General features: G+C 52.0%; 6 protein-coding genes. 3 read left to right on the top strand and 3 right to left on the bottom strand.

What is annotated here, in order from left to right:
• Nucleotides 1-624 (top strand): hypothetical protein, encoded by a 624-nt coding sequence (locus H3L93_RS11080; RefSeq protein WP_155803239.1) that lies wholly within the window; start codon nucleotides 1-3, stop codon nucleotides 622-624.
• On the opposite strand, the gene H3L93_RS11085 is transcribed toward H3L93_RS11080, so the two are convergent.
• Nucleotides 615-8,441: an ESPR-type extended signal peptide-containing protein gene (locus H3L93_RS11085; protein WP_003798693.1), complete on the bottom strand. Its 7,827-nt coding sequence runs from the start codon at nucleotides 8,439-8,441 to the stop codon at nucleotides 615-617. The two genes, H3L93_RS11080 and H3L93_RS11085, sit on opposite strands and share 10 nt — an antisense overlap.
• 692 nt (nucleotides 8,442-9,133) lie before the next feature.
• Nucleotides 9,134-10,054, bottom strand: coding sequence for a polyphosphate kinase 2 (ppk2, locus tag H3L93_RS11090; protein WP_003798687.1), 921 nt, complete (start codon nucleotides 10,052-10,054; stop codon nucleotides 9,134-9,136).
• Nucleotides 10,055-10,240: 186 nt separating this feature from the next.
• Here ppk2 and H3L93_RS11095 point away from each other — a divergent pair, with 186 nt between their 5' ends.
• Both H3L93_RS11095 and secA read left to right on the top strand, forming a co-directional pair.
• On the top strand, nucleotides 10,241-10,612 hold the full coding sequence (locus tag H3L93_RS11095; protein ID WP_155803238.1) for a hypothetical protein: 372 nt from the start codon (nucleotides 10,241-10,243) through the stop codon (nucleotides 10,610-10,612).
• A 66-nt stretch (nucleotides 10,613-10,678) separates the two neighbouring features.
• The gene (secA, locus tag H3L93_RS11100) at nucleotides 10,679-13,423 is read left to right on the top strand and encodes a preprotein translocase subunit SecA (protein ID WP_003798681.1); all 2,745 of its coding nucleotides are present in this window, start codon (nucleotides 10,679-10,681) and stop codon (nucleotides 13,421-13,423) included.
• A 218-nt stretch (nucleotides 13,424-13,641) separates the two neighbouring features.
• On the opposite strand, the gene H3L93_RS11105 is transcribed toward secA, so the two are convergent.
• Nucleotides 13,642-14,073, bottom strand: coding sequence for a F0F1 ATP synthase subunit epsilon (locus H3L93_RS11105; RefSeq protein WP_040559167.1), 432 nt, complete (start codon nucleotides 14,071-14,073; stop codon nucleotides 13,642-13,644).
• Nucleotide 14,074 lies beyond the last annotated feature (1 nt).

Consider the following 14,074-nt stretch of genomic DNA (forward strand, 5'->3'; position numbering starts at 1 on the left):
ATGCACAAAAACCAGCCGCGGCAAGGCAGCCTGAAAACGCTGTTTGCGAAAATTCCGAATGCCCGATATTGTAAAACCCCGCCCCGCTTTGCAAAAGGCAGCCTGAAAAGATTTCAACCGCCCGACACAATACAAAAAACAGCCACATCGGGCGCATCTTGCAAACACATTGCGCCCGCCCTATTCGCTTTCCTTGTTTTCAGGCTGTCTGTGCGAATCCTGCAACCGATGGCGCAACCAAGGCTCGCCGATGTCGCCACGCCAACCCGTAAAGCCCTATTGAATACACCATTGGGCAACAAGCCGTCGCCGCTCCTTTTTAGATTTCAGGCTGCCTTTGGGGTTTCGCAAAGGTTTCGGGCTGCCGCCGCTTGCCATCAAGGCAAACCCTGTCTGGCCAGCAGCAATTGCCGTTCCCGCCTGCCCGAAATAAAGCGCGGCAACAGCGACCCATTATCGGCGCGCTCGGCTTACGCTACACCAACTCCATGGCGCAGCAACCGCGCATTCAACAACAAAAGGCAGCCTGAAACAGAAAATTCCGTTTTCAGGCTGCCTTCGCTCCAAATAATTCAGGCTGCCCAAAGGCAGCCTGAAAGCTCAACTACATCACATTACCATTGATAACCCGCGCCGATGGTCGCACCGAATTTGCCTTTGCTGTTGCCTGTGGCAATGCCTTTAACAATCCAGTTGCCGCCATCGTTGATGGCAGAGAAGCCCACCGCGTAACCTTGTTTACCGCGATAAGTGCTGCCTGAAACGGCAACCATGCTCTTACCTGGCAAGTAGGCTTGTGGCAAGCCTGCGGCGGCCATCGCTGCGGCTGTGCCCGCATCGGCTTCATCCGCCACTTTGTTGATTTGCCCGGCCACGCCTTGCAGTTGCGATACGTTCACTGCATCGGTCGGCGCAACACCTGCGGCAACGTTATGCACGGTTACAGGGGCGTTTTGGTCTGCGCCCACCATAGTAACGTGGTTGGTAGGCGTGCCGCCGTTGGGTTGCACATTGCCGTTAGAGTATTGAACAATACCCGCCGCGCCTGTTTGCAACGCATTGATGGCGCTGTTGGTGGCATACAGTTGGCTACCGTTAATCGCATCGGTGCTGTCTGCGCTAATCAAACCAGCGGCAACATTTTGCACGCGGCGTTCCGCGCCCACATTGCCCACGCTCACTACGCCTGTTGGCGTTGCGCCCGCGTAGTTGTAGGTCGTGCCGTTAATCACGCTGGAAGCGTAAGTGGTCGTGCCTGCGCTAGATGCAGTAGCTGCAGAAGTGGCGGCGGCATTGCTGCCCAATACCACAGAGTTCGCTACGTTGCTGGTGGAGTTGTTACCCATCACAAACGTATCGGTGGTGGTAACGGTGCTGCTGTTACCAATAATGCGGCTGCTGTTACCGGTCAGCGTGTTGTTGTTACCAAACACGCCTGCTTCGTTCGCGCTAATGGTGCCGTTGTTGTTACCTACGCTGTATGTACCGCGGCCTGTGATGGTGGTTGGGTCGCCAATCGCACCAGAGCCTTCGCCGGTAACCACGTTGCCCGTACCAATCGCAATGGTATTTTTGCCCGTAGCTTGCGCGCCTTTACCAAATGCCACGCTGCTTTCGCCATCCGCTTTCGCTTGATAGCCCACAGCCGCGCCGTAGTTGCCTTTGGCAGACGAATCTTCTGGGTGGCTCAATGTACCTGCGGTGTTTTGGCTGCCTGTACCATCGTTCACGTGGAAGAACTTGATACCGCCAGTGTTCATGTTGTTAATCGCTTCAACCACGGTGTTTTGGTTGTCGGCAACGTTACCGTGTACATCATAAGTAGTGATGTTGGGTTTGTCCGTACCAATCACGTTGTTGGTGAGATTGTTCACATTGGTTTGCGCGGCTTTCAACTGACGCACGTTCACGGCATCGGTATCGTTCACGCCATCGCCCACGTTGGTAATGGTGTTACCACCGTTGTTCAAGCCGTTGCCTGTTAGGCTCACATTTTTGCTTGGGTCGGTTGGGTTAGTGATGGTGATACCGCCGTTATCCACTTTGGTGTTGCCCGCGGTAACGCTGTTCACATTCAAGTCTTTTTTCAGACCCACGGTTACTTCGCCATTCGCGCCCACTTGGGTTTGAATGTTGCTGCTGTCGTAATCGGTAAACGCGCCTGTGCCTGTGCCTTTAATGCTCAGCGTTTCGCCTGCTTTAATGGTTTCGTCCGCTGTGGTTACACCCGCCGCTTTGCTGTTGCCTGCAATGGTGAAGCCTGCGCCAGCAGAATTAGCAGCATTGGCTACGGCTAACAACTGGTCTTCGGTGGCGGCACGACCGCTGGTAATCGGCGTAGTGGCAGGGTCCCAAGTGATGTTGGTCAAGCCTGTTACGGTGCCTGCTGTACCGTCAATTTTCACGGGTTTACCACCTGTTGCAGCATCGCCAATGGTAACGGTGTTCGCCAGTTTGAAGCCGATTTGATTGTTGCTTACGGTGGTAGTGATGTTGCCATCGCCCGCGTATTTAACGGTTTCACCCAGTTTCACGGTGTCCGCTGTGCCGTTATCAGCATCAATCTTGAAGCCGTTGTTCACCAGTTTTTGCACGCTGTTGTTCAAATCGCCTGCATTGACTGCACGATAAGCATTGGCTGGGTTGGTGATGTCGCCTGCGCTGGCCACGTTGTTCAGCGTTGTGCCGCCCGCCATGGTCATGATGCCTGTATCAGGGTCTTTGGTGGCAGGAGTGGCGGTTGTTGCGCCGTCCGCACCTTGCATTGAAGCAATGATGTCAGCAGGTTGTACGGCTGTACCTGAACCATCGGCTTTGGTGTTAAACGTGCCATCAGGCTGTTTGTACACTTTGCTGCCATCGGCTTTGGTGTAAACGACAGGTGTTTGCGCATTTTGAGTGATTTGTTGTGCATTCAAAGCGTAAGTGAATGTGCTGCCGCTTTGTTCTACGGTCAGACCATCGCCTGCTTTCAGGGTCAGCGTATCGCCTGCTTTAATCAGCTCTTGCGTTGGTGTTGCGCCAGTAGTATTGCCGCCTGCGGTGGCTTTAAAGCCACTTCTGTTAATGGCGTTGGCAATATCGCCTGCGGTTACCAGTTTGCCTGCGTCTGTGCCAGTAGGAACGGTTACTTTGCCTGCATCTGTACCTGTGGCGGGTGCAGTCAAGGTTACAGTGTTCACGCCTACTTTGTATGGGTTTGCTGTGCTGCCATCACCTGTTACGGTTACTGGGCTGTTATCGGCAGCCTGAACTTTGGTTTTGGCGGCATTCAGTTGTGCCACATTAACGGCATCGGTGTCGTTCACACCTTCGGCTACATTACCCAATTTAACGCCTTTGCTTGGGTCGCTGCCTACCAATTTAACGCTGTTGCTTGGTGTGCTGCTGTTGTTGCCTGCGTTATCCACATAGCTCAATGGGGTGTCGAATTTCACTTCGGTTACGCCATTGGTGCTGGTTACATTGGCTACTGTACCTTGTCCATTAACAAAGTTGATGGTATCGCCGTGAGTAACAAAGTCTTTGGCTACGCCATTGCCTTGTACGTTAAAGCCTGCGTTCAGCACATCGTTTACAGTAGCGGCATTATTGCCTTTGCCTGCGAAATCGCTACGGCTGTTATTGGCTGGGTTAGCTGTTGCAGTTGCAGCATCAGCCAAATTGCCTTTCACGTTTGCCAAGGTGGTTGGGGTTGAAGTGGTGTTGTCGCCTGCGTTCATTGAAGCGATGACATCACCAGCCGCTACTTGCGTACCTGCGCCATTAGGTTGGCTGTAGAAGTTGCCGTCTGTGTGTTTATACACTTTGCTGCCATCGGCTTTGGTGTACACCACAGGCGTTTGCGCATTTTGAGTGATTTGCTGTGCATTCAAAGCGTAAGTGAATGTGCTGCCGCTTTGTTCTACGGTCAAACCATTGCCTGCTTTCAGAGTCAGCGTATCGCCTGCTTTAATTAGCTCTTGCGTTGGTGTTGCGCCAGTAGTATTGCCGCCTGCGGTGGCTTTAAAGCCGCTGCTGTTAATGGCGTTGGCAATATCGCCTGCGGTTACCAGTTTGCCTGCATCACCTGTGGCGGGTGCGGCTACTTTGCCTGCATCAGTACCAGTTGCGGGAGCAAGAGTTACAGTGTTCACACCTACTTTATATGGGTCGGTGCTGGAACCTGTGCCGGTTACGGTTACTGGGCTGTTATCGGCAGCCTGAACTTTGGTTTTGGCAGCCTGAATCGCATCGTGAATGGTGTTTTGACCTGTGCCACCAATATTGCTCATCGTAATATTGCCGTCAGCGTCTATTGCAGCATTGCCACCCAAGATAGTTTTAACCGTGTTACCAACATTACCCAATGTTTTTTGGGTGGCGTACAGTTGGCTGCCGTTAATGGCATCGGTGCTCGCGGCAGAAATTTCCCCTGGTGCAACGTGTTTGATTTGACGTTCAAAGCCTGTATTACCAACTGATACTTGGTCGCCCACGGCTATTGAACTATTGCCCGCAAAGTTGCCATAAGTTAAACCACCAACCGTGGCGGAAGTAACTTGGGTGGCGTTGGTATTGGTTTTACTGCCTGCGCCCAAAGCAATGGCATTGTCTTTATTGGCTGATGCGCCTGTGCCGATTGCAGTGCTGGCTGTGCCTGATGCGGTAGATTTAGCACCCAATGCCACGCCCAAATCGCCAGACTGGGCTTGCACACCAACAGACACACCCGCTTGTTTAGAAGCGGTTTTGATGTACACGCCATTTTGCATTGTGTCGCCTGTTAAGGCTTGATAGGCTTGACGTACTGTGCCATTGACTTGGTTGCCATTGGTCGGGTCGGTATAGCTGATTTGTTGGCTACCTGCTCTGTTCAAATCATCACCACCAATCGCAACAGAACTATCACCATACGCCAGCGTATCACTACCTATCGCCAAAGATTGGTCGCCATAAGCATAAGTGCGGTTTTCAGGCTGCGCACCAGTCCCACCACCAATCGCAACCGATTGCCCAACTGATTTCACTGCCAGATTAACCGTGCCCAAAGAGCCACCTGCATTCACGCTAATAGCTTGATTAGAACCAACTGTTGCATTAGAACCAATCGTCACACGTTCGCCATTTCCTCCACTAATAGGTCCTTCACCACTCAAAGCACCTGCTTGATGACCGATAGCAATATCGTTGCGTGCATTTGCCTTAGCAAATGGACCCATTGCCATTGAGTTGTTGCCAGTCGCGCCATCGTTGTTGTAGTTGCTGCCTGCGGCCGTTTGAGCAGATTGAACGCTGTAATAATGCGTGTTACCGCTGCCACCTGCACCGCTGCCGGTGTTGGTAATGGTGATTTTGCCGCCGTTTTGCGACACGTTAATGCCGTTGCCGGCTTCAAATGTCAGCGTTTCATCACCCACAATTTTCTTATCGGCAGCACCTGTTGCGCCGCTAGGTGTGCTATCGCTAGACGTACCTGTGCCTGTATGCGCCACGGCCACGTTAAAGCCATTGGCTTTCAGTTGAGACACATTCACCGCATCATTGTTTTTCACACCAGCAGCCACGTTGCCCAAGGTAACAGGATTGCTTGTATTCGCGCCCACCAAGTTCACGGTGTTGCTTGGTGTGTTGCTCAGCGCACCCGCTGCATCGGTGTAGCTTAATGGCGTGTCAAATTTCACGGTGGTTACGCCGCCCGTTGTGCTGACATTGGCAACCGTACCGCGCCCGTCTGCAAACGTTGGCATTGTGCCAGAGCCTGTGCCTGTATTGCTGATAACAAATTCGCCATTGTTTTGGGCAATTTTGATGCCATCGCCCGCAGTGAATTTCACTTTTTCACCAGGATTTACAACTTCATCAGTTGAGCCAGTTACTTGACCTGAGCCCGTTTTGCCCGAAGTAACCACAAAACCAGAGTTGTTAATCGCTTTGGCGATTTCGTTAGCGGTAACCAGTTTGCCTGCATCGTTTGTAGCGGGCAGATTTACTGCGCCAGTAGTAGTGTTGCTCAATGCAACGGTGTTTATGCCAACTTTGTAGGGGTCGGTTGCTGTGCCTGTGCCTGCTACGGAAATAGGGCTGCCTGAAACGGCTTCTACTTTGCTTGCGCCTGTGCCTGTGGCGTTGATGGTGATTTCTTTGCCTTGTTGAGCAATGCTTACGTTGTCGCCTGCTTTGAAGGTTAATGTTTCACCGTTACCTACTTCTTCGCCTGCGGAAGCTGTGCCACCCTTAGCGGCAACTGTTGCCACTTTAAATTTTTGCATGGCGGTGTCAGCTTTTTTCAGGCTGCCTTTTGCAGCATCGGTGAGATCAAGCTCGTAGTTGGGTGCGCTTGCAGAACCTTTGTTTTCCACTTTCACGGGGCTGCCCGCGGCGGGGCCGACTTTGGTCGGCGTGTTGTTTTTAATCAGGTTAGCAACTGATTTCAACTGTGCCACGTTTACTGCATCTGCATCTTCCGTACCTGCTGCCACATTGATGATTTGGCGGGTATCGTTTTGTGTACCGACAGACACTGCGCCGCTGCCGCCTTTTACTGTTTCGCGGATATTGGCTTTATCGGTATCGCTGGAAGCATCCAAGGCAAATACTTGGTTTGACGCCACGGTTGGTGTGGTGGAAGTGGCGACAGAGCCTGCAACGATTGCGCGGCGTGTTGCCTGTGAGCCGTATCCCAAAGCAACGGAACCAGGTGCGCTCATGGTTGTTGCGCTGTCGCGACCGATAGCAATGCCGTTCGCTGCAGCACTGTTTGCCGCACTACCGATGGCAATAGTGTGTGCATCGGATGCAACTGCGCTAGTGCCGATAGCGGTGGAAGATGTTGCCGCAGCACGCGCATTTGAACCGACGGCAACGGCGTTATGTTCTTCTGCACGCCCTTGTCCCAGCGCCAAAGCGTGGCGACCTGAGGCGTAAGAAGTGTCGCCAATAGCAATAGCACCTTCGGATTGTGAATTGCTGGCGGATGCGGCAGCCACGGTGGCATTGCCAATGGCAATGGAGCTTACGCCCTGTGCTTTTGCGCCGTTGCCGACTGCCATGGATTTGTTGGCGACTGCGCCGTCATTGTTGTAGTTGTTGTCGCCAGAAGCACCTTGCACGCTGTAAAAGTGAGTGTTGTTGCTCGGAATATTGGCAATACTTTTCTGCAAGCCGTCCGTTATCTGATAAAGTTGGCTGCCGTTGATGGCATCAGTACTGCTTGCCGTGATCGCGCCGGCAGCCACATGTTTAATTTGGCGCTCGTTGCCCGCACTACCGATTGAAACCTGATCGCCGGCGGCAATATTTGTAGAGCCGGCAAATTTATTTGCACCACCACCATAAGTCACACTTCCAATGGTGGCACTTTCCACGCCCTGTGCATTCACAGCAGTCGTGCTGCCGTTGCCCAAAGCAACAGAGTTTTTCAAAGTAGCTCTGGAATCATGACCAAAAGCGGCAGCATCCTGCACAGTTGCCTGCGCACCGGAGCCCACTGCAATCGCGCCATAGCCGCCAGCCTGTGACTGAAAACCAACCGCAGTAGTGTAATCAACGCCAGAACTGCCTGACACACTGCCGCGCCCCATTGCAACAGAGCCCACGCCCTCAGACTTCGACTCAAAACCTACTGCCACAGAACCGTCTGTTGCAGCGTTGGAAAAAGCACCAAGCGCCGTAGCATGTGCATCAGTGGCTTTAGCAGAATAACCAATTGCGGTTACTTTCCCCACACCATGAGTATCAGAAGCCTCCGCACCTGCACCAATCGAAACAGCATCCAAAACGGTTGCCTTAGTGTCCACACCGATAGCGATTGAATTTGTTTGCTTGTTGGCATCATCCAAAGTCACCCCCGTCCCGATACGGATGCTGTTGGTTGCATTTGTTCCATTGGTTCCACGATCGCCTAAGCCGATAATGCCACTATTCACATCTAGGCGGCCGCCAAGAGTGAGGTTTTTAGCGCCATTTTCAGTCTCGCTTGCAGTATGATTTTTATCACCGTAAAACAAAGTACGGTTGGTTTGCTTATCATGCGCCTCACTGCCAGCAGTAGTGCGCGAATTACACGGATTATATGAAGATGTTAGGCCAACATCGGCGGCGTTATACACCGACACACTTCCTACCCCCTGCAAAGGAGTTGAAACCTGTTGAGGGTTACCCGGCTGTATCGCATAAGGAACAGCATTAGAACCATCAGGAAGGAGAGTACAGTTAACATCCTGCCCATCATTGATATAAATTCCCGGGCCTGCGTGGGCATACCCAGCAGTAGCAGTCAGAACCAGCAGCATTGTAGAAGCAGCAAATCGGGGGATTTTAATGCCTGCTCGCTCCAAAAGGCCCACAGCAATACCATGAACACTGCCCGATGCAGATTTGCCATGCGCCTTAGCTGTTTCCTGCACAGCCACCCAAGTGTTGGTGCTTTCATTCCAAACAACACGATATGTCTTATTCATAGTTACACTTCCTACATTTCAAACACAAAACAAATTAAAACAAAAATCAACGAAAATCGGATTTTGATTGACATCAATTATTGGTTCGTTAACTGCTAAGTCTCGCTGTTCTGCTCGCAGCAGCGAGCGTTACGCAATAAAATTTTTATTATTTTCAGTAGTTTATAAGCTATAAAAATGCAGATAACAATTCCTGCGCATCATACAAGAAATTAACAATCGCCACTAGCCACTTATCATATCTAGCCCAAATTTTACGTTTTATTGACAACATTTTTACCACACTATCAGCCATCCATTTGTTATAGCCAAACGAATAGCCGCTCGCGTCTCAAAGGCAGCCTGAAAAGCAAAAAATCCCCTGAAACGGTTGTTTCAGGGGCGTAAAGTAAGCGGCAGATTGTTATGGTGCGTTAATTTTCAACGCGGTTTGTAAAGCAGGATGGAGAGATTGCCGCAAACCTGTTTTCAGGCTGCCTTTGCCTATATTTAGGCAGCCTGAAAAGCATTGGGCGACCATCCCAGCGAAATAACGCGCGTTGCTATCATCCCGTCCCAACCGCTGTTCAACAGCATAGCAGGAGACAAAATGCCATGGATGAAATGTCCTTGCCAGCAATCGGCGCACTCATATCTTATATATAGAGATAGGCAGCCTGAAAACCGTTTTCAGGCTGCCTTATGTTGAGAACCTACCCACGCTCTTGCGCCACCGCGTTCATATCGGGCTGCATCACCAAATGTTCATCCAGCTCGCCAATCGCGTCCCAATCCTTGTTTGGATAATCCAACGCATATAAGAAGTAGCGAATGCAGTTAAGCCGCGCTCGTTTTTTGTCGTCCGATTTAATAATCACCCACGGCGAATTTTTGTTATGCGTGTGGAAAAACATTGCGTTTTTCGCTTCCGTGTAAGCATCCCAGCGGTCAAGCGATTGCACGTCCACGGGCGACAATTTCCAATGCTTCAACGGGTCGGAATAGCGCGACACAAACCGCCGCAGCTGCTCCTCGCGCGACACCGAAAACCAAAATTTAAACAGGTGCACGCCGCTATCAATCAGCATCCGCTCCAATTCAGGCGTTTGGCGCATAAACAACAAATATTCCTGCGGCGTGCAAAATCCCATCACACGCTCCACCCCCGCGCGGTTGTACCAAGAGCGGTCAAAAAACACCATCTCGCCCGCCGTGGGCAAATTTTGAATATAACGCTGAAAATACCATTGCCCGCGCTCCACCTCTGTGGGCTTTTCCAATGCCACAATCCGTGCGCCACGCGGGTTCAAATGTTCCATAAAACGCTTAATCGTCCCGCCTTTGCCCGCCGCATCGCGTCCTTCAAACAAGCTCACAACCCGCTGCCCGCTGTCTTTCACCCAGCTTTGCACTTTCAGCAGCTCAATCTGCAATTTCTCCTTTTCCGCTTCATACACCCGACGGCTCATCCGCTCATCATAAGGATAATCCGCAGGCAAAGGCGCGCGGTCGCTATCCTCTTGCGACACCGCCCCGCGATATTTCATTACTGCCTCTTCAAACACTTTCAAACTATCTTTCTTATCCCCCAAATCCACTTGCTCAAACGGCTGCAATTGATGACTAGCAGGCATAACGAAACTCCTTACAAAAATGGTTAAAAAAAGAAACTACAACTCACTACAAACCCATTTTAACGAAAACTAACAGAACAAGTTACCCCCAAGCCCAAAAAAATTTGCGCCAGCGCAAAAATGCCGCAAAAAATCATCCAAACAACCAATAACGCAACATAACGCCCCAAAGGCAGCCTGAAAACCTTGCCAAACGCCAGCAATAATCCGTATCGCGCAGCAAAATTGCCAAACCGCTTTTTGCCATTCTCGCGCGTTGCGCCGCGCACCACGCCACACAACCCCATGCGCTTTGCAAGACACGCCAATAGGCAGCCTGAAAATCCACTTTGGCATATTGTTGCCACGTTATCCATTTTCAGGCTGCCTGTTGCGCATAAATATAATAAGCATAAACGCAAGCCAGCGCACAGCCAGCCCAACAATGCCAGCCATCCAATCAACCCATTCGCGCACCATTTTCAGGTTGCCTTAAAGAGTAAAGAAACGTTAAACCCAGCATTTCTGCACTCCGCTTGCTTTAAACCCATCTTACCCATCCCCAAATGGGCAGCCTAAATGTGATAGAATCCGCCCCATTTGCCGCAAATCTAGCGTACCCAAACGCACAAAGGAAACCCATCAATGCTAACCAAAATCGCCAAAAAAATCTTCGGTAGCCGCAACGACCGATTGCTCAAACACTACCGAAAAATCGTCGCCAAAATTAACAGCTTGGAAGCAGAAACCAAAGCGCTAAGCGACGAGCAACTGCAAGCCAAAACCGCAGAATTCAAACACCGCCTTGCCAATGGTGAAACGCTTGACGACATCCTGCCCGAAGCATTCGCCGTGTGCCGCGAAGCCTCCGTGCGCGTGCTGGGCATGCGCCATTTTGACGTTCAGCTCATCGGAGGCATGGTGCTGCACGACGGCAAAATCGCCGAAATGCGCACAGGTGAAGGCAAAACCCTCGTCGGCACGCTTCCCGTTTATCTCAACGCCCTGTCGGGCAAAGGCGCGCACGTTGTAACCGTGAACGACTACCTTGCCGAGCGCGACGCAGGCATCATGCGCCCGCTCTACAACTTCCTCGGATTGAGCGTGGGCGTTATTCTGAGCAATATGGATTCATTCCACCGCCAACAAGCCTACGGCAGCGACATCACCTACGGCACGAACAACGAATTCGGCTTTGACTACCTGCGCGACAACATGGTGGACGACATCTACAACAAAGTCCAACGCGAGCTCAACTTCGCCGTGGTGGACGAAGTGGACAGCATCCTGATTGACGAAGCGCGCACGCCGCTGATTATTTCGGGGCAGGCCAACGACAACGTTGAGCTGTACCAAATCATGAACCAAGTGCCCGCTCATCTCACGCCGCAAGAAAAAGAAGACAGCCCCGAAGGCGACTATTGGGTGGACGAGAAAAATATGCAAGTGGTGCTGTCCGAGCAAGGGCACGAACACGCCGAGCAAATCTTGACGCAACTGGGCTTGCTGCAAGAAAACGAATCGCTTTACGCCTCAAACAACATCATGCTGATGCATCATCTGATGGCGGCATTGCGCGCCCACACGCTCTTCCATCGTGATCAACATTATGTAGTGAAACCCAACGAAGAAGGGCAGCCTGAAATCGTGATTGTGGACGAACACACAGGACGCTTGATGGACGGGCGGCGCTGGTCAGACGGCTTGCACCAAGCGGTAGAGGCCAAAGAAGGCGTGGAAGTGCAAAAGGAAAACCAAACCCTTGCTAGCATCACCTTCCAAAACTACTTCCGCCTATACACCAAACTATCGGGCATGACTGGCACGGCAGACACCGAAGCCTACGAATTCCAATCCATCTACGGCTTGGAAACCGTCATCATCCCCACCAACAAGCCCATCCAACGCAAAGACTTCAACGACCAAATCTTCCGCACCGCCGAAGAAAAATACGAAGCCGTTGTCAAAGACATCAAAGACTGCTACGAGCGCGGGCAGCCCGTGTTGGTGGGCACGACCACAATTGAAAACTCCGAACTCGTGTCGCATTTGCTCAAACGCGAAGGCTTGCCGCACAACGTATTGAACGCCAAAGAACACGAGCGCGAAGCCCTGATTGTCGCCCAAGCAGGCAAACCCAAAATGATTACCGTCGCCACCAACATGGCAGGTCGCGGTACAGACATCGTGTTGGGCGGCAACGTGCAACACCAAGCCGATGCCATCCGCGCCGACGAATCGCTTACAGACGAGCAAAAACAAGCGCAAATTCAAGCCTTGGAAGACTCGTGGGAAGCCGGACACCAAGCCGTGGTGGACGCAGGCGGCTTGCACATCATCGGCACGGAACGCCACGAAAGCCGCCGTATCGACAACCAGCTGCGCGGACGCGCCGGGCGGCAAGGCGACCCGGGTTCAAGCCGCTTCTACCTGTCGTTTGAAGACCCGCTATTGCGCCTGTTTGCGCTTGACCGCGCCGCCGCCATCCTCAATCGCCTTGCGCCCGAACCGGGCGTGGCGATTGAAGCCAACATTTTGACGCGCCAAATTGAAAACGCCCAACGCAAAGTGGAAGGGCGCAACTTTGATATGCGTAAACAAGTGTTGGAATACGACGATGTTGCCAACGACCAACGCCGCGTGCTGTACCATCAACGCAACGAGATTCTGGGCAACAAAGACATCAGCGAAATGCTGCAAGAATGGCGCGCCACCGTGATTGGCGGCATCGTGGATATGTACATGCCCGCCGACAGCATGGAAGAGCAATGGGACATCCCCGCCATGATGGCGAAATTGGCAGGCGAGTTTAACGTTCATGTGGACGTTTCAGGCTGGCTCAAAGAAGACAACACGCTGGAAAACGAAGAGGTGAAAGAGCGCGTGTTGGCGCAAGTGGATGCTGAATACCAAGCCAAAAAAGACTTGGTGGGCGATGAAGTGTTTAGCAACTTCGAGCGCAGCGTTGTGTTGCAAGTGGTGGATACGCAATGGCGCGAGCACCTTGCCGCCATGGATTACTTACGCCAAGGCATCGGCTTGCGCGGCTACGCGCAAAAAGACCCGAAACAGGAATACAAGCGCGAAGCCTTTGCCATGTTCCAAAACCTGTGGAACAACATCCAATACAACGCCACATCCATTTTGGTGAGCGCACAAATCCAACCGCACCAACCCGAGCCAGAAACCATCAGGCAGCCTGAAAACGCTGCGCCCCAAGCATGGTCAAACGTGGAAAATGGTGCATTTGACCCCGCCAACCCCACCGAAGAAGACAAACAATTCTTCCCCGATGCGCTTGAAGCGCGTGGCATCGCCGTCCATCGCAACGACCCTTGCCCTTGCGGCAGCGGCTTGAAATACAAGCAATGCCATGGGCGGTTGGTATAAAACATTGGTGTAAAAACATCGCTGATTGGTTTTCAGGCTGCCTATGCTGATTGGACAGCATAGGCAGCCTGAAAATGAACCACCCCCAAAGTTTTCGCTTTGGGGGTTTGTTTTGCGTTTTATTGAAATGCCCTGCCCTATGTTGAACCACGTTTCAGGCTGCCGCAAATAAGCCAATAAAAAAGCCACCCCAAAAGGGCAGCTTTCTGTTTTTTGGATTAATCTTTATGTATTCGCAAATAATCCAACGTTTTCAATTCCGCAATAGCAACCGCTAATGCCGCATGTGCTTTGGCTTGTGCTTCATCGTCATTAGACTGTTTCGCATGAGCCAACCGTTCTTGCGCCGCACGTTTCGCCTCTTCGGCGCGCGCCGTATCCAGCTCGGTACTGCGCACAGCAATATCCGCCAGCACCATCACTTTATCGGGCTGCACTTCCAAGATTCCGCCCGACACGGCAACCAACACTTCTTCATTAGAATCAGGCACGGTTAAACGCAAAGCACCTGGGCGAACCAAGCTCATGATTGGCTCGTGTCGCGGATAAATGCCAAGCTCGCCGCTCACGGTTGGCACAACCACAAAGCTGGCTTCGCCGGAGTAGATGTGCTCTTCGTTGCTGACTACTTCTACGCGCATGACACTCATG

The sequence above is a fragment of the Kingella oralis genome (assembly GCF_014054985.1).
GTDB classification, from domain to species: Bacteria; Pseudomonadota; Gammaproteobacteria; order Burkholderiales; family Neisseriaceae; genus Kingella_B; species Kingella_B oralis.

Bases quoted from the DNA above. Each gene is read 5' to 3' on its own strand.
- H3L93_RS11080 (WP_155803239.1), top strand. From the start codon at position 1: ATGCACAAAAACCAGCCGCGGCAAGGCAGCCTGAAAACGCTGTTTGCG.
- H3L93_RS11105 (WP_040559167.1), bottom strand. From the start codon at position 14,073: ATGAGTGTCATGCGCGTAGAAGTAGTCAGCAACGAAGAGCACATCTAC.
- secA (WP_003798681.1), top strand. From the start codon at position 10,679: ATGCTAACCAAAATCGCCAAAAAAATCTTCGGTAGCCGCAACGACCGA.
- ppk2 (WP_003798687.1), bottom strand. From the start codon at position 10,054: ATGCCTGCTAGTCATCAATTGCAGCCGTTTGAGCAAGTGGATTTGGGG.
- H3L93_RS11085 (WP_003798693.1), bottom strand. From the start codon at position 8,441: ATGAATAAGACATATCGTGTTGTTTGGAATGAAAGCACCAACACTTGG.